The following is a 16158-nucleotide window of genomic DNA, read 5'->3' on the forward strand; positions in this document are numbered from 1 at the left end:
TTTTCTTAAGTTTTTTTAACGGTTTCAGACTGTTCTAACTCGGTTTTTTTTATTAAATTTGAAGATTAATTCTACAAATAAATTTTAATAAATAGATAAACTGTAATAATGGACAGATTTTCATTCCTAAACGCAGCTCATTCTCAGTTAATTGAGGATTTATACCAACAGTACTTAAAATTCCCGGACTCTCTTGAACCATCATGGAAAGCTTTCTTTCAAGGCTTCGATTTTGCTTTGGAGAACTACGGAGATGACGATAACACTCAATTTATTCAGGCGTCAGCCAACGCTGCCCCGGCAGTTCAGCAACAGATTTCTCAGGCAGTATCCAACGGAGAAGTTCCTGAGCACATCAAGAAAGAATTTAAAGTAGTAAACCTTATTGAGGCTTACAGAACGAGAGGACACCTTTTTACAAAGACTAACCCGGTTAGAGAAAGAAGACATTATACCCCTACTTTAGACATCGAAAACTTCGGCCTTTCTAAAGAAGATTTAAATACAAAATTCAACTGTGCGGTTGAAACCGGAATGAAAGAGCCTGCTACGCTGGCAGACCTTATCAAGCATCTTGAAAACATCTACTGTGATTCTATCGGGGTAGAATACATGCACATCAACAACGTTGAAGAAAAAGATTTCATCAAAAGATGGCTTCAGGTAAATGAAAACCACCCAAGTCTTTCTGCCAACGAAAAAACAGAAATCTTATTAAAATTAAATCAGGCGGTAGCTTTTGAAAACTACCTTCACACAAAATTTGTAGGACAAAAAAGATTCTCATTAGAAGGAGGTGAAACATTAATCCCTGCTTTGGATCAGCTGATCTCAAGATCTTCTCAGTTAGGAGTAGATGAAGTGGTATTAGGAATGGCTCACAGAGGAAGACTGAATGTCCTTACCAACATTTTCGGAAAATCTTACAAGCAGATTTTCTCAGAATTTGAAGGAAAAGAATTTGAAGAAGATGTATTCTCAGGTGATGTTAAATATCACTTAGGATCCTCTAAAAAGATCAAAACAGCTTCCGGAGAAGAAGTGTCTATCAACCTTACTCCGAACCCGTCTCACCTTGAAACGGTTGCTGCCCTTGTAGAAGGTATCTGCCGTGCAAAAGTAGATGACAAATACAAAGATTATTCTAAAGTATTGCCAATCATCATCCATGGTGACGGTGCTATTGCAGGACAGGGAATTGCTTATGAGGTTGCTCAGATGATGACGCTGGAAGGATACAGAACAGGAGGTACTGTTCATATCGTTGTCAATAACCAGGTTTCATTTACAACCAACTATATGGACGCAAGATCTTCAACATACTGTACAGACATTGCGAAAGTTACAGAATCTCCTGTAATGCACGTAAATGCTGACGATGCTGAAGCGGTTGTTCACGCCATCCACTTTGCTGCTGACTTCAGAGCGAAATTCGGTAAAGACGTTTATATCGACCTTTTAGGATACAGAAAATATGGTCACAACGAAGGGGATGAGCCAAGATTTACTCAGCCTAACCTCTATAAAACCATTTCAAAACACCCGAATCCAAGAGAAATTTATAAAGATAAATTGCTTAAGGACAGCATTACTTCAAACGATGTAATCGCTAAAATGGAAACGGAATTCAAAGCGCTGCTGGATAAAGATTTTGATGCTTCCAAAGAGATTGAGAAAAACGTTATGGATGTGTTCATGGCTGAAGATTGGGTAAATTATCCAATTGGTAAGAGAGGAGCAGTTCAGTCTCCGGTAGACACAAAATATGATCTGGCAAAACTGAAAGAACTGGCACTTAAAATGTCTACACTTCCGGCAGACAAAAAGTTCATCAATAAAATTACAAGACTTTTTGAAAACCGTATCAAAGCTATTGAGGCCAACTCATTAGACTGGGCGTTAGGAGAGTGGTTAGCCTATGCAACACTTCTTGTGGAAGGTCACAATGTAAGAATCTCCGGAGAAGATGTGGAAAGAGGTACATTCTCTCACAGACACGCTGTAGTAAAAACAGAAGATACAGAAGAAGAATATATCCCGTTAAGACACGTTTCTGAAAACAGATTTGATGTATTCAACTCTCACCTTTCAGAATATGGTGTACTTGGTTTTGATTACGGATATGCAATGGCTTCTCCAAATACATTAACCATCTGGGAAGCTCAGTTCGGAGATTTCGTGAACGGAGCTCAGATTATTGTTGACCAGTATCTGGCAGCTGCAGAAGAAAAATGGAAAATCCAGGACGGATTGGTAATGTTATTGCCTCACGGTTCAGAAGGTCAGGGAGCAGAGCACTCTTCAGCAAGATTGGAGAGATTCCTTACTCTTTGTGCTAACGAAAACATGGTAGTAGCCAATATTACTTCACCTGCCAACTATTTCCACTTATTGAGAAGACAGTTGAAATGGTCATTCAGAAAACCATTGATCGTAATGAGCCCTAAATCTCTGTTGAGACACCCTAAAGTGGTTTCTCCGCTTGAAGATTTTGCAAACGGTGCATTCCAGCCGGTATTAGACGATCCTGCTGCAGATCCTAAAAAAGTAGAGAAATTAGTTCTTTGTTCAGGTAAACTGTACTTCGAATTATTGGCGAAGAAAGAAGAACTGAACTGTGAAAACATTGCTTTGGTAAGATTCGAGCAGTTATATCCGCTTCAGACAGATGCTATTGAAGCGATCTTCAACAAATATGAAAACAGAAAACAACTGGTGTGGGCTCAGGAAGAACCTGAAAACATGGGGGCATGGTCTTATATCCTGAGAAACTTCAGAGATACAGGAATCCAGGTAGTTGCTCCGGTACCAAGCGGTGCTCCGGCTCCAGGTAGCCACAAAATGTTTGAGAAAAACCAGAATGCAGTGATCAACAGAGTTTTCGACAGAGACGATGCTCCTGCAAAAAGACCCGTTACAGCTTAATTTAAATAATAATCAATTAAAAAATAAAAAATACTCGATATGTCAGTTTTAGAAATGAAAGTTCCTTCACCGGGCGAATCAATTACAGAAGTTGAAATTGCAACTTGGCTTGTAAAAGATGGTGATTATGTAGAAAAAGATCAACCTATCGCCGAAGTGGATTCAGATAAAGCAACTCTTGAATTGCCTGCAGAACAAAGTGGTGTAATCACTTTAAAAGCAGAAGAAGGTGATGTGGTACAAGTAGGTCAGGTAGTTTGTTTAATTGATATGGATGCTAAAAAGCCGGAAGGTGCTGCACCTGCTGCTGAAGCTCCAAAACAGGAAGAAGCTCCGAAAGCTGCTGAACCTGCTAAACAGGAAGCTCCAAAACCTGCTGCTCCGGTAGCTGCACCACAAACTTATGCAACAGGAGCTCCATCTCCGGCTGCTAAGAAAATCCTTGATGAAAAAGGAATGGATGCTGCTCAGGTTTCAGGAACAGGAAGAGACGGAAGAATTACTAAAACTGATGCTGAATTAGCAGCAGTACCTGCATTAGGAGGAAGCCCTCTTACTGCAACAGGTTCAAGATCTACTACGACTACTAAACTTTCAGTTTTAAGAAGAAAAATTGCTCAGAGACTAGTTTCTGTGAAGAATGAAACAGCGATGTTAACTACTTTCAACGAAGTTGACATGTCTGAAATCTTCAGATTGAGAAAACTATATAAAGAAGAATTTGCTCAGAAACACGGAGTTGGACTTGGTTTCATGTCTTTCTTCACAAAAGCTGTTACAAGAGCATTACAAATGTATCCTGATGTAAACGCATCTATCGATGGTGATTTCAAAGTAAACTATGATTTCTGTGATATCTCAATTGCGGTTTCAGGTCCTAAAGGATTAATGGTTCCTGTATTGAGAAATGCAGAAAACATGTCTTTCAGCGCTGTTGAAGCCAACATCAAAGATCTTGCTACTAAAGTAAGAGACGGTAAAATTACAGTTGATGAAATGACTGGTGGTACTTTCACCATTACAAACGGTGGTACTTTCGGATCTATGATGTCTACACCAATCATCAACCCTCCTCAATCTGCAATCTTAGGAATGCACAACATCATCCAGAGACCGGTTGCTGTTGACGGACAGGTAGTAATCAGACCAATGATGTATGTTGCAATGTCTTATGACCACAGAATTATCGACGGTAAAGAATCTGTAGGATTCCTTGTAGCGGTAAAAGAAGGTATCGACAACCCTGTTGAAATTTTAATGGGAGGTGACGAAAGAAAAGGCCTTGGATTATAGTTTTTAATAAAATTATAACATAATATATGATCTCGCCTTAAAAAAGGCGAGATTTTTGTATTTATTAAGAAAATACTACAATGATGTTTTCAAAAATGACTTCCAATATCAAAGTTTCAGTAATCCCTGAATATGATAGTAAAAACAGTTATCCATCCGAAAACCGTTACGTTTTTAAATATAATATCACGATAGAAAATGACGGAAGCTTTCCTATCAAAGTATTGAAAAGAAAATGGTTGATTTTTGATGTCGGATTCGGGTACACAGAAATTATAGGCGACGGAGTGATCGGATTGACTCCCGAGATAGGAACCAATGAAAATTTTGCTTATTTTTCCAATGTAATGCTCCGTTCCGGAGTGGGGAATATGAGCGGAAAATACCTGGTTAAAAACATGGAGACACAGGAAACTTTTGAAATTGATATTCCAAAATTCAATCTGTTGTCTGAAGTGTTGAGTAATTAATAACAGATGTCCTGTCAGAAAGTACAGGTTTTTACAAAGAACCCGGGTTCTATTGTTTGTAAGATAACTAAAGCTTTTTAATTTTTGCTTTCATATACTCATTTACTTCATCATTACTGGTGAGGAAGAGTTTTTCAAATGCCAGTAGAGATATTTTGGCACATACTTCCGCATCAGCTCCTGCTCTGTGATGGGTAAAATCAATTTGATGATATTCTGCTAATGGCTTCAGCCCATATTTAGGAAGATAATTCCATGATTTCTTGGCAAGCTGAATACTGCAAAGATAGTTCAAGTTGGGAGTAAACATTCCGTAATGCTGCAGGCATCCCCTTAAAACAGAGGCGTCAAAGCCTGCATTATGAGCAATCATAAGACTTCCGTACATCATATCCTGAGCTTCATACCATATTTCATCAAAGGTAGGGGCATCTTTTACATCCTCCGGCTGAATTCCATGCACCGCAATGTTAAATTTACTGAAATAGGGAAAACTCGGCGGTTTGATCAGCCAGGTCTTTGTTTCTACAATTTTAGAATCCTGTACAATACAAATCCCCATCTCACACGCTGAACTTTTCTCGTGTGTTGCCGTTTCAAAATCTATTGCACAGAAATCCATTGTTTTTTTATTATAAGTTGTTAGTTGTTATTGGGTTGATAGTTGCTGGTTCTATAGTTTAGAGTTTAAAGTTTAAGGTTAATTGAAGTTATAAATTTTTACTCTAATAAATCTTAGTTCATGATAAGTAAGAAAGTTGTAATTTTCCTAATCCCTAATCCCTAATCCCTAATCCCTAATCCCTAATCCCTAATTCCTATTACCTGCAACCTATAACCTCTCATCTGCGACCTAAAAAATGCTTAAAAATCAGCCATTTTGATTGATAAAAATCCTTCTTCTGATGACTTTGGCGAAGTTTCCAAGTTCCCGGAATGTGACTATAAAACGCAAAGTGAGCTCTCAATACAGCCCACAGATGGGAAATGCCATACTTAATTCCAAAATACACTCCGGCGATGCCATCTAAGCATAGTCTGATTAAAATTATCAAAATTACCTGTGGAAAGGGAAGATTTTTGAGCATCATGGAAAGATTATTTCTCATGTTTAAATACGTCTTCTGTGCACTCTGCTTGTTAAGTGTTCCACCACCTACATGATAAACTTTGGAGTTTCCGGTATAATAAATCTTTTTTCCTGAATTAATAAGCCTCCAGCAAAGATCAATTTCCTCCTGGTGAGCAAAAAATCTGGCATCAAAACCATTCTGCTCCCAAAAATCTTTTGAACGGATAAAAAAACAGCACCCTGATGCCCAGAAGATCTCTGTTTCATCGTTATACTGGCCTTTATCTTCTTCCAGATCATCAAAAACCCTTCCTCTGCAGTAAGGATACCCAAGATTATCTATCAATCCGCCGGCAGCTCCGGCAAATTCGAAATAACTTCTGTTATGAAAAGATAAAATTTTGGGCTGTACTGCGGATATAGCAGGGGTGTTTTCTAATAGTTCCAACACAGGTTCTGTCCAGTTCTCAGTAACTTCTACGTCAGAATTGAGAAGACAGTAATATTCATGTCTGATGGATTTTAATCCTTCATTATAGCCGCCTGCAAACCCATAGTTCTGATCATTTTTAATAATATGTACCGTGGGAAAGTTCTTTTGTAGAAACTCAACAGAATCATCCGTAGAAAGATTGTCTATCACATAGATGTCCGCATTCTGAGAAAATTGAACTACACCCGGAAGAAATTTCTCAAGCCAGTTTCTGCCGTTCCAGTTTAAGATGGCAACTGCCAGTTTTTTCTGCATGTCAACCTATTTTTTTTCGGAATCAAAGTTTTTGATAGAGTCCTGATATTTCCATTTTCTGTGTGACCAAAGGTAATTGTCAGGATATTTGTGTAAAGTGTTTTCCAATAATTTATGAAATTTTCTCACGACCTCATTTTCTGTAAACTTTTCACCATCCGGATATATTCTGTGATAATTAACCTGATAATAGCCGCGTTTTACCTTTTTCATTTCACAATAAATGAATACAAGATCCATTCTTGTGGCCAGCCTGTCATAACCTATGAAAGCAGGAGTACGTTGGTTCAGAAATTCTAATCCGTAAGTGACATGAGCATGGTGAGGCGTTTGGTCAGCGACAAACATATAAGCTGAGTCACCGTTGTTTTTAGATCTGAAAATATTCAGAATAACCTCATTGGCTTCCAATGCCTCGTTTCCAAATTTGTTCCGGACTTTCTTCATCTGATTTTCCCAGAAATCACTGTTTACTTTTCTGTAAACCGGATGACAGTGCGCCTGAGGAATAATTCTTGCCAGTGCATTGATCCATTCCCAATTGAAAACGTGCCCTGCCAAAAGAATAATATTTTTTCCTTCCGCTTTAGCCTCGTGAAATAAATGCTGATTGATGTGCTGCATTCTCACTCTGGATTCTGTTTCCGAAATGCTGAAAGATTTAATCGTTTCTACCAGATAATCTGAAAAATTAAGGTAGAATTTCTTTCGGATCTTTTTAATTTCTTCTTCAGATTTATCCGGAAAAGAGTTTCTAAGGTTTTGAGTAATAACCTCTTTTCTGTATCCCACAATATAATAATTCAGGAAGAAGATAACATCCGAAAAAACATAGAGTATTTTCAGCGGAAGCTTTGAGATCAGGAATAATATTTTGATTAGAAAATTCATAAAACACGCAAATTTAGTGATAATAAAATTATGGTTCTATTTTTGCTAAAGGATATATGTTATTTTTTTTACTTTTATATTATGAAAAAATTGATAATATTCGCTTTCCTGGGATTAAGTACTTTTGCTTTTTCGCAAAATGCAAAAAATTCGCCCGAAAAAGGAAAACAAAAAACAGCACTTACAGTGCCTGCAGAGGAGGCTAAATTAGAAGCTCAGAAAAAGGCAGCTGAAGAAAAGGCTAAGCTTCCTAAACCTTATGACCCAAAAGCTGATGCTCAGGCTGATATTAATAAACTGGTTGCCCAGGCTAAGAAAGAAGGAAAGAATGTGATGATCCAGGCTGGTGGAAACTGGTGTATCTGGTGTCTTCGTTTTAATAATTACGTACAGACTACTCCTGAACTGAAGGAATTAGTAGATAAGAATTATGTATACTACCACCTGAACTTTTCTCCGGACAATAAGAATGAAAAGGTTTTTGCCCAGTATGGAAATCCGGGTGAAAAATTTGGTTATCCGGTTTTTATCGTTTTGGATAAGGATGGGAAAATGATTAAGGTTCAGCAAAGTGATGTTCTGGAAGAAGGAAAAGGGTACAGTAAAGAAAAAGTAAAAGAATTTTTTACTACCTGGGCCCCAAAGAAAGGATAAAAATATAAAACTGCTTCAGAAATGAGGCAGTTTTTTTATTTTCTGGTTAGTATAAGGGTATAAAAATACTAATCCGTACAAATTATAATAGCTTTTTAATCCAGCTTAATTTTTTATCAGAATAAGGCGGATATTTGATATCCGGTTCTCCCCAGGTTGCTTTTTCAAGAACTGCTTTTGGGTGTGAAAAGGTTTCAAAACCATATTTTCCGTGATAATTCCCAATCCCTGAATTGCCCACTCCTCCAAAAGGAAGATGATCATTGCTTAAATGCATCACGGTATCATTGATACAGCCTCCTCCGAACGACAATTTACGGGTGAAGTTTTCTTTTTCTTCAGAATCATTGGTGAAAAAATAAGCTGCCAGCGGTTTCTCGAGTTCTAAAATGGAGTTGAGTGCTGCATTGTAATTTTTAAAACTGATGACTGGCAGGAGAGGTCCAAAAATCTCTTCCTGCATGATTTCGTCATTCCAGTCTATATGATTCAGAATAGTAGGCTCGATATAGAGCTTTTCTTCGTCAAAATAACCTCCGGAATAGACTTTCTCTTTATCAATAAGACGTACCAGGCGTTGAAAATTCCTTAGGTTAATAATTCTTGTATACTGTTCAGAATCCTGATCATATCTGAACTCTTTAATATATTTTCTCAACATTTCCAGAAACTGCTCCTGAATGGTTTCTTCTACCAACAAATAATCGGGAGCGACACAGGTTTGTCCGGCATTGAGAAATTTGCCCCACACAATTCTTTTGGCTGCTATTTCGAGATTGGCATTTTTAGTGACAATAGCCGGAGATTTTCCGCCCAGTTCAAGGGTTACCGGAGTAAGGTGCTCTGCTGCTGCCTTATAAACAATCTTTCCGACTTTTGTACTTCCGGTAAAGAATATTTTATCAAACCTTAGTTTTAAAAGAGCTGTGGTTTCATCAATACCACCTTCATACACATACAGATATTCAGGCGGAAAGTTTTCATTGATAATGGAGGCCATTGCTTTCATTGTATTTTCAGCGATTTCACTGGGCTTCAGAATACAGCAGTTTCCGGCAGCCATTGCCGCAATAATGGGAGAAAGTGATAGCTGATAAGGATAATTCCAGGCTCCGATGACGAGTACACAGCCAAGCGGGTCAGCGTAAATTTTACTGCTTCCCAATTGGTTAACAAGATTGGTTCTGACCTTTTTAGGCTTTGAAAGGGATTTTAGGTTCTTAAGATAATAATTGATATCATTCAGAATAAAAGATAATTCGGTAGTGAAAGTATCGAATTTTGATTTTCCAAAATCTTTGTTAATCGCTTCATACAGCTTATTTTCATTGGAAATAATAAGGCTTTTAAGCTTTTCAAGATACATTTTCCTGAAAGCAATGCCTTTGGTTTGCTGTGTTTTGAAAAAATCTCTTTGCTTCAGTAGAATACTCTCAATTTCCATCGGTGACTTTTATATTATTAAACGTTCTTATTTTCTGGATCGTATAGGTTGGAAATTTATTAATAATATTTAAATATTGATTTGAATAAAATCATCTTATATTATTTTTAAATTAATATAGTGATAAATATTATGAAATTCATTATTTGGTGATAAAAATTTTGTAGTTTTATTTATATAAAATCTAAGGATGAGAAAATTACTCTATTTATTCCCTTTATTCTTTTATTATTTCAGTTACGCACAATGTACAGGCTGCGGTGTTCAAAACCCTACCGATCCCAATTATCATTTTCCTGATAATACAACAGTCTGCTTTACTTCCGATATGACATTCAATAATCCGACGTTCGGGACAAATGCTAAGATTTGCGTTGCTTCCGGTGTTACCTTGCAGTTTCAGAATAGTATAAGCGGAGCGGCCAATGCTCCTGTAAGCCTTGAAGTGCATGGAACACTTAATTTTAATCAGACCATAACAAGTGTTGCCAATCTCAATGTTCATGTTTATAATACCGGAAATATAACAGTAGGAGGAGGGAATGGAAATCTCACCATAGACGGACAGATTAATGAAATTGTCAATGAGGGACTTATAGAAATGGGAGTTTTGCAATTAGGAGATAATTCCACCAATAAGATTGATAATTTTGGAAATCTGAATATTAACGGCAACCTGAATATGAGCAGCTCTGCTACCACTTTATTCAGGAACGAAGGGGGCGGATTGATATTTATTGGCGGCAACTACGGGAATAACGAACAGAGTGTGTATGTCAATTGTGGAACCATAATCTCTCAGAACGGATTTAATATTAATGGCGGTAAAATTATCAATACTGGAATTTTTACAGTCGGGGGAGATATTAATTTGTCCGGAAGCAGCAGCGAAATTTACAATTTTGGACTTTTTACCTCTACGGGAAATATAAATAATGCCCCTGCTGATGCGGTTATTTATAATGAAGGGGAACTGGCGCTGAACCAGTATCAGGGAGGGAATGCTGCCATTCAGGGACCTGCTTCATCCACAAAAAAAGGATATATCGTGTTGCAAAATCCTATTCAGGTGGGAAATGTGGCTGTAGGACCCAATCTTGATTTCAGAAGAACAACAGGTGTTTCTGACCCGGGCACGGTTTTCATGAACAGTAATCCAGGTCTTCTGACGAATGTTACCTTTGATTGCGCTTCTACCAACAGCTGTAGTGCGCCTTTGATTATTAATCCCGGATTTTGTCCTGCCATTAATGGAGATTTTCCCCCAATGGCGGTAGATGATACCTATACTATTGCTGCAGGAGGATCTTCTGTGGGAATTGTACTGGATAACGACTTTGAAACGTATGGCGGAGCACAGGCAACCCTTTCCAATGTTATTTTATCTCAGGTATCCACCTCAAATCCCAATATTTCATTGAATACTACGGATGGACATATTCTGGTAGCTCCGGGAACGCCTCCAGGCAATTATACTTTAGTCTATCAGATCTGTCAGACGGCTTCTCCGTCAAATTGTGATACGGCAACGGTAACCGTTACGATTCAGGGGACTGTACCTTGTTATAAACCTGCAGCTACAGCAGGAACTGTTCTTTCTCCGGATTTTGGAATCACTTCATTAAGCAGGGCAGATAAAGGAGGAAGCAACTGGCCGGGTGTACGAAAAGGTGCGTGGGCTGTACTGGAATCAAAAAATAAAGGCTTTGTTCTTAACAGGCTTACCGATGCTCAGGTAGCAGCCATTCCACAGGCAGATCTTAAAGAAGGAATGATGGTTTACAATACCACACAAAATTGTCTGCAGGTTAATATTGACGGAACAGCTGCAGGCTGGAAATGTTTCAATACCCAAACCTGCCCGGATTAACAAAAAACTGAATCGTTATGAAAAAAATAGCCTTAATCATTATAATAACAGCTTCCGGAATTTTGAATGCACAGGTTGCTTTAGGGAAAACTGTTTTAGAATCGGCTTCATCATCTATTGAATTCGGGAGTGAGAACCGCGGGATTGTTCTTCCCTGGGTAACTAATACCTCGGGCATTCAGAATCCTGAGAATGGTACTCTGGTTTTTGATACTTCGGATATGAAGGTGAAAGTGTATCAGAATACCCTTTGGAAAGATCTTTCCGTAGATACAACAGGTACTGCGGATACAAGTCTGCAGGATAGTCTGGCAGATCAGCCTGATGCAAAAGTTTCCGTAGGCACACCATCTTCCGTTTCAGGAATTCTTGTGCTTGAAGACAGTAATAAAGCCATGATTTTACCGAAAGTAGCTTCTCCTCATCTCAATATTATTTCTCCTGCAGCCGGCATGATGGTTTATGATACCCAGAAAAAGCAATTAGCAGTTTTCAACGGAACTGTGTGGTCTTTTTGGGGCGAGTAATTCTACATAATATTTCGTACTGCTATTTTTACAGGATGATACAACAGCAGCCCAATTGCAGTAATAAGAGCCAGCCAGAACAGACCCGTGAAAATTTCCATATTGGAAAGTAGAATTGACTGAGCGGTTATTTTAGCTTTAAAAGCACCGGCTGTCATGGATAAAGAATCGTTAACCGGTAGTTTGGAAATATTGGCTCCAAAGATTTGATTCCACTGATTATAGAAGACAGGATTCGTATCTGTGAGATTAGCGCTAAGACTGTCGGAATGTTTTAATGTTAAAAATAACATCAGATTTTGCATCAAAGCATAACCGATAGCGGTTGTCCAGAAACGGGTGGTGGTTCCCAGCGCGGTAGCATTGGATACATATTCTTCCGGTGTTCCTGAAATTAAAAAGAAAACAAGCGGCGTAAATAACAATCCCTGAGCAGCTCCCTGCAGAAATAAGGGCGGACAGATGGTAGAAAGGGTAGTGTCAGGATAAAAAGTATAGGTAAACCATGCACAGTCAATGGCCAGTAAAAGAAATCCTGTAAAGAAAACAATCCTTGAGGAAATTCCCCGAACCAGACAGATTCCTGACAACAAAATACCCAAAAGAGTTCCTGCCACATTCCAGTACTGGATGTTCACAATATAATCCCAGGGCCATTTCCATACGGTAGCCATGATGCTGTAGACATTATTCAACCCGGAACGGATCAGATAAAAAATGAAAAACAGGATCATTCCCGCAATGACATTTTTGGAACTGAAAACTTCGAAATGGAACAACGGTCTCTTGGAATTTCTTTGTTTCAACATAAATAACCCTCCGGAAAGAAGAAATATAAACAGACACATGATAATGGTATCAGATTGGAACCACATCAGTCTTTTTCCATAAATAATGGCATAGCCGCCAGCCTGCAGGCATACCCAAAGCAAAAACCAGCTTGTAATATCCAATTGGTACAAAGGTTTTTTAGGAAAGAATCTGTTTCTGTTGAACAGAGCAATACCGATGATCAGTACAAACACATGGAAGTAGACCATCATCAGAACCATATGTTGGAAATCATAATCTTCAATACTTGACTTTAACAGGGAAGTCGTAATAGTTCCTCCGGTCAGCATAATCGTATACATAAAAAGATATGCTAAGACTTTGGCGTGCTTTGTTTTTAATTCTGCAATAATTAAAGGCAGGAAAATAGCACCTTCCAGCAAACCGAAAATTCCTTCCAAAAACCGGATGACCAATATGACATGATAATCATTGGTGACTGATAAAACATAAAGAATAATCACCGAAATCGAGGCCATCAGCAAAACATAGTATTTCACGCTGAAATATGCCATAAATCTCTGTAATACTAAAAGGGTAACCACAAATGTCCCGTACATCAAAATCATTAAATACTGGATGTCATCTGAATCGACATCCATAAAAGAAGATGTGAAGGCGCTGTTCGAATGTAAAAGCGACAACAACATCAGGTGGGGAAACAATGCCAGTATAAGAAGTGGCAGTTTCAGCCATTGTGGTACCCATTTATGATAAACTGAATTGTGTTGCATAATTTTTATGGTGGATAAAAAGCAAAAAATCGTTTTTCTGCTGTTTAATCTGAATGAAAAACGCGAAAAGACAAAGGGCAAAAGGGTGTAAAAGTAAAAGGTAAAACGGCCAATATGCTTAAAGAAAAAATTGGCAGATTTGCTATTTTGCGGTTTGCCTTTTCGCTAAAAAAATAATTTAATTTGAAAATTTGAAAATGAGAGAATTTGAAAATGGTAATAACACCTGATATTTTTATACTCTATAACCCTAAAATGCTCCCACTCTCAAACTTAAATCTTCTTCGCACTCACCAGAACATTCATTCCGGAAAGCAGCTTTTCATTGTTTTTGTTATTATCAAGGATAATTTTTACAGGAAATCTTTGTTCTATTTTTACAAAATTTCCGGTGGCATTATCCGGTTTTACCAAGGAAAACTGGGAACCTGAAGCAGGGGAAACGGAAATTATTTTTCCTTTAAACTCAACATCGGGATAAGCATCCGCAGTAATAATTACTTCCTTGCTCTGATCAATCTGCCCAAGCTGTGTTTCTTTGTAATTGGCTATGATCCATTTCTCTTTGCTGACCATCTGTACCAAGGCCTGACCTTCTTTAATCAACTGCCCCTCCTGAATGGTCTTCTTTCCGACCCATCCGTCATAAGGAGCCGTAATTACAGTATAAGAAAGATAAAGCTTCGCATTGTTAAGACTGGCAGAACTCTGCTGGATCTGGCTTTTTACGGGAGCCACTTTGGTTTGTTGTTCGTTCGCTCCTGCTTTTACGGCATTTTTCTGCTGTTCCAATGCCAAAAGATTGGCTTTTGACTGTTCATAAGAAGCTTTTACATTCTCAAATTCCTGTTCGGTAGCAGCATCTTCTGCCAAAAGGTTTTTATATCTTTTAAAATCCTGCTCCGTTCTCCAGATATCAATTTTTGCAGAGGCAATTTTAGCATCAATAATCTTTGTATCACTTTCTTTGGTGCTGACACCGCTTTCAATAGTGCTGATGGTTGCTGTATTGGCATGAAGATTCGCTTCAGCCATGTGTACCTGATTCACAAACTCTCTGTTGTCGATGACAATTAAAGTGTCGCCTTTATGTACAAACTGATTTTCGCTAAACCGTATCGTTTTGATGAAACCTGATACCTTACTGGATACAGGTGTGATATATTGCTCAATCTGTGCATCATTCGTTGTCACATTCTTTCTCGAAAAAAGATAAAAACTTATCATTCCCGTGATTCCGCTGATGATCAGAATCCAGGCCAGTAAAGTAATGGACTTGTTGATTCTTTTTTCCTTTTGTGTCAATTGTTTCTGTGCCATAGTTTTTATAAGTTTCCAATCGTATATTGGAGTTGGTAATATTTAAGTTGTCTGTTGATTTTAACGGAAATAAGATTAGATTCAGCTTCCAGATAAGCATTGTCTGCATCTATCAGTTCAGTGATGAGACTTAGTTTATTGGCATATTTTGTTCTTACAATGCGGTAGTTTTCTTTAGCCTGATTAATCGCTTCTTCAGCAATTTTTACCTTCTGGTCTGTCTCTTCAAACTTTTTATAAGCCTCATAAACATTGTGTCTTACATTTTCCTCGTTTTCTTCAATCTGAAGTTTGGCAAGATCAATATTTTCCCGTGCTTCCTGCATTCTGTATTTATTTTTGTACAGATTTTCGATAGGATAGGTAAGGTTTACACCTACCATTCCCAAACGATACGCATAAGGTTCCGGAGGGAAAAACATCATGTTCGGATACTTTAGAAAATATTCTCCGCCAGCCGTAATTTTGGGTAAATAATTCGCTTTGGTGATCTTTTGATCCAGTTCCTTAAGAGAAAGATTTTTATGGGTGATTTCAACAGATTCATTTTTGTTTAAAGCTGTTTCTGTAAGCTCATCAACATAGGGAATGGCAGCATTGTCTGAAATAAGATCTTCTGTATTGACATGCATTTCCTGATTTTCCGGAAGCGAAAGAATTGTTTTCAGTTTGTGCTCTGCAATCTGAATATCGTTATCCAGTTCCGTCCAGCTCATTTTATGATTGGAAAGCTGTAAAGAAGTTCTTAAGACTTCATTGACCGTTACAACACCATTAGCTTTCAATGCTTTTACCTGCCTGATGTTGACGGAATCTTCCTTCATTTTATCATTAATAAGGCTCTGCTGCTCTTTTAAATGATGAATCTGTAGAAAAGCCGTAATGATGGACATTTTAAGCTGTCTTTCGTCCAGATGAGTTTTTAAAGCTGAAATTTCAGTATCTATAGCCGCTTTCTTTTCCGTATTTTTAATTTTTCCTCCCATGTACACCGGAATGGAAGCGGATAATGTAAAATCATACATTCCATTAATCACATCGTACTTGGTCGCTTTATTAAATACGCCATTCTGATGCTGGAACAGGTTGGTTACCTGATTATAGCTCGTATGAAATTCAATATCCGGGAGTTTCTCCATCTTGAGGTCTTTCTCTTTGGTCACGGACATTTCCTGTTTCAGATGACTGATCTGTATGTTTTTATTATTTTTCAAACCAATTTCTACAGCTTGCTGCAAGCCGAGATGCTGGTAATCGATCATCTGTGAATGTAAAAAACTGCTCAATAATAAGCACAACGCAATGCACATATACCGGCATGCGTTAAATATGATATTCATAAATTAATTAAAGGATTTTTGCTAAAATGATTTTGATGC

General features: G+C 37.9%; 13 protein-coding genes. 6 read left to right on the forward strand and 7 right to left on the reverse strand.

The annotated features are described in order from the left end of the window. Positions 1-108 precede the first annotated feature (108 nt). From AC5YGI_RS10630 to apaG, 3 genes are all read left to right on the forward strand, one after another. Positions 109-2925: a 2-oxoglutarate dehydrogenase E1 component gene (locus tag AC5YGI_RS10630; RefSeq protein WP_330746579.1), complete on the forward strand. Its 2817-nt coding sequence runs from the start codon at positions 109-111 to the stop codon at positions 2923-2925. A 39-nt stretch (positions 2926-2964) separates the two neighbouring features. Next, the gene (gene odhB, locus AC5YGI_RS10635; protein WP_110010291.1) at positions 2965-4218 is read left to right on the forward strand and encodes a 2-oxoglutarate dehydrogenase complex dihydrolipoyllysine-residue succinyltransferase; all 1254 of its coding nucleotides are present in this window, start codon (positions 2965-2967) and stop codon (positions 4216-4218) included. An 80-nt stretch (positions 4219-4298) separates the two neighbouring features. Then, positions 4299-4688 carry a Co2+/Mg2+ efflux facilitator ApaG/CorD gene (gene apaG / locus AC5YGI_RS10640; RefSeq protein WP_062675055.1) on the forward strand — a complete coding sequence of 130 codons (390 nt, stop codon included), beginning with the start codon at positions 4299-4301 and terminating at the stop codon, positions 4686-4688. A 67-nt stretch (positions 4689-4755) separates the two neighbouring features. Here apaG and AC5YGI_RS10645 read toward each other — a convergent pair whose 3' ends face one another. The 3 genes from AC5YGI_RS10645 to AC5YGI_RS10655 form a co-directional block, all read right to left on the reverse strand. Next, positions 4756-5310, reverse strand: coding sequence for a 3'-5' exonuclease (locus AC5YGI_RS10645; RefSeq protein WP_062675053.1), 555 nt, complete (start codon positions 5308-5310; stop codon positions 4756-4758). 220 nt (positions 5311-5530) lie between these two features. Further along, positions 5531-6508: a glycosyltransferase family 2 protein gene (locus AC5YGI_RS10650; RefSeq protein WP_330746578.1), complete on the reverse strand. Its 978-nt coding sequence runs from the start codon at positions 6506-6508 to the stop codon at positions 5531-5533. A 6-nt stretch (positions 6509-6514) separates the two neighbouring features. Continuing rightward, positions 6515-7399 carry a lysophospholipid acyltransferase family protein gene (locus AC5YGI_RS10655; protein ID WP_227944412.1) on the reverse strand — a complete coding sequence of 295 codons (885 nt, stop codon included), beginning with the start codon at positions 7397-7399 and terminating at the stop codon, positions 6515-6517. Between the two features lie 81 nt (positions 7400-7480). Here AC5YGI_RS10655 and AC5YGI_RS10660 point away from each other — a divergent pair, with 81 nt between their 5' ends. After that, positions 7481-8053 carry a thioredoxin family protein gene (locus AC5YGI_RS10660; protein ID WP_330746577.1) on the forward strand — a complete coding sequence of 191 codons (573 nt, stop codon included), beginning with the start codon at positions 7481-7483 and terminating at the stop codon, positions 8051-8053. Positions 8054-8135: 82 nt separating this feature from the next. Here the strand turns inward: AC5YGI_RS10660 and AC5YGI_RS10665 are convergent, their stop codons facing one another. Next, complete coding sequence (locus AC5YGI_RS10665) at positions 8136-9497, reverse strand: aldehyde dehydrogenase (RefSeq protein ID WP_496168270.1); 1362 nt, start codon at positions 9495-9497, stop codon at positions 8136-8138. A gap of 190 nt (positions 9498-9687) precedes the next feature. Here AC5YGI_RS10665 and AC5YGI_RS10670 point away from each other — a divergent pair, with 190 nt between their 5' ends. Both AC5YGI_RS10670 and AC5YGI_RS10675 read left to right on the forward strand, forming a co-directional pair. After that, positions 9688-11367, forward strand: coding sequence for a phage tail-like protein (locus tag AC5YGI_RS10670; protein WP_496168271.1), 1680 nt, complete (start codon positions 9688-9690; stop codon positions 11365-11367). Between the two features lie 17 nt (positions 11368-11384). Further along, positions 11385-11894: a phage tail-like protein gene (locus AC5YGI_RS10675; RefSeq protein WP_330746574.1), complete on the forward strand. Its 510-nt coding sequence runs from the start codon at positions 11385-11387 to the stop codon at positions 11892-11894. Between the two features lie 2 nt (positions 11895-11896). On the opposite strand, the gene AC5YGI_RS10680 is transcribed toward AC5YGI_RS10675, so the two are convergent. From AC5YGI_RS10680 to AC5YGI_RS10690, 3 genes are all read right to left on the reverse strand, one after another. Beyond that, positions 11897-13459, reverse strand: a complete 1563-nt coding sequence (locus AC5YGI_RS10680; protein ID WP_330746573.1) for an MFS transporter — start codon at positions 13457-13459, stop codon at positions 11897-11899. A 273-nt stretch (positions 13460-13732) separates the two neighbouring features. Beyond that, positions 13733-14779 (reverse strand): HlyD family secretion protein, encoded by a 1047-nt coding sequence (locus AC5YGI_RS10685; RefSeq protein ID WP_330746572.1) that lies wholly within the window; start codon positions 14777-14779, stop codon positions 13733-13735. A gap of 5 nt (positions 14780-14784) precedes the next feature. Beyond that, positions 14785-16119, reverse strand: coding sequence for a TolC family protein (locus AC5YGI_RS10690; RefSeq protein ID WP_330746571.1), 1335 nt, complete (start codon positions 16117-16119; stop codon positions 14785-14787). Positions 16120-16158 lie beyond the last annotated feature (39 nt).

This window comes from Chryseobacterium sp. CS3K3.1 (assembly GCF_059515165.1).

What these genes read in the sequence shown, in the direction of transcription:
- AC5YGI_RS10630 (WP_330746579.1), top strand. Translation starts at nt 109, where the DNA reads ATGGACAGATTTTCATTCCTAAACGCAGCTCATTCTCAGTTAATTGAG.
- odhB (WP_110010291.1), top strand. Translation starts at nt 2,965, where the DNA reads ATGTCAGTTTTAGAAATGAAAGTTCCTTCACCGGGCGAATCAATTACA.
- apaG (WP_062675055.1), top strand. Translation starts at nt 4,299, where the DNA reads ATGATGTTTTCAAAAATGACTTCCAATATCAAAGTTTCAGTAATCCCT.
- AC5YGI_RS10645 (WP_062675053.1), bottom strand. Translation starts at nt 5,310, where the DNA reads ATGGATTTCTGTGCAATAGATTTTGAAACGGCAACACACGAGAAAAGT.
- AC5YGI_RS10650 (WP_330746578.1), bottom strand. Translation starts at nt 6,508, where the DNA reads ATGCAGAAAAAACTGGCAGTTGCCATCTTAAACTGGAACGGCAGAAAC.
- AC5YGI_RS10655 (WP_227944412.1), bottom strand. Translation starts at nt 7,399, where the DNA reads ATGAATTTTCTAATCAAAATATTATTCCTGATCTCAAAGCTTCCGCTG.
- AC5YGI_RS10660 (WP_330746577.1), top strand. Translation starts at nt 7,481, where the DNA reads ATGAAAAAATTGATAATATTCGCTTTCCTGGGATTAAGTACTTTTGCT.
- AC5YGI_RS10665 (WP_496168270.1), bottom strand. Translation starts at nt 9,497, where the DNA reads ATGGAAATTGAGAGTATTCTACTGAAGCAAAGAGATTTTTTCAAAACA.
- AC5YGI_RS10670 (WP_496168271.1), top strand. Translation starts at nt 9,688, where the DNA reads ATGAGAAAATTACTCTATTTATTCCCTTTATTCTTTTATTATTTCAGT.
- AC5YGI_RS10675 (WP_330746574.1), top strand. Translation starts at nt 11,385, where the DNA reads ATGAAAAAAATAGCCTTAATCATTATAATAACAGCTTCCGGAATTTTG.
- AC5YGI_RS10680 (WP_330746573.1), bottom strand. Translation starts at nt 13,459, where the DNA reads ATGCAACACAATTCAGTTTATCATAAATGGGTACCACAATGGCTGAAA.
- AC5YGI_RS10685 (WP_330746572.1), bottom strand. Translation starts at nt 14,779, where the DNA reads ATGGCACAGAAACAATTGACACAAAAGGAAAAAAGAATCAACAAGTCC.
- AC5YGI_RS10690 (WP_330746571.1), bottom strand. Translation starts at nt 16,119, where the DNA reads ATGAATATCATATTTAACGCATGCCGGTATATGTGCATTGCGTTGTGC.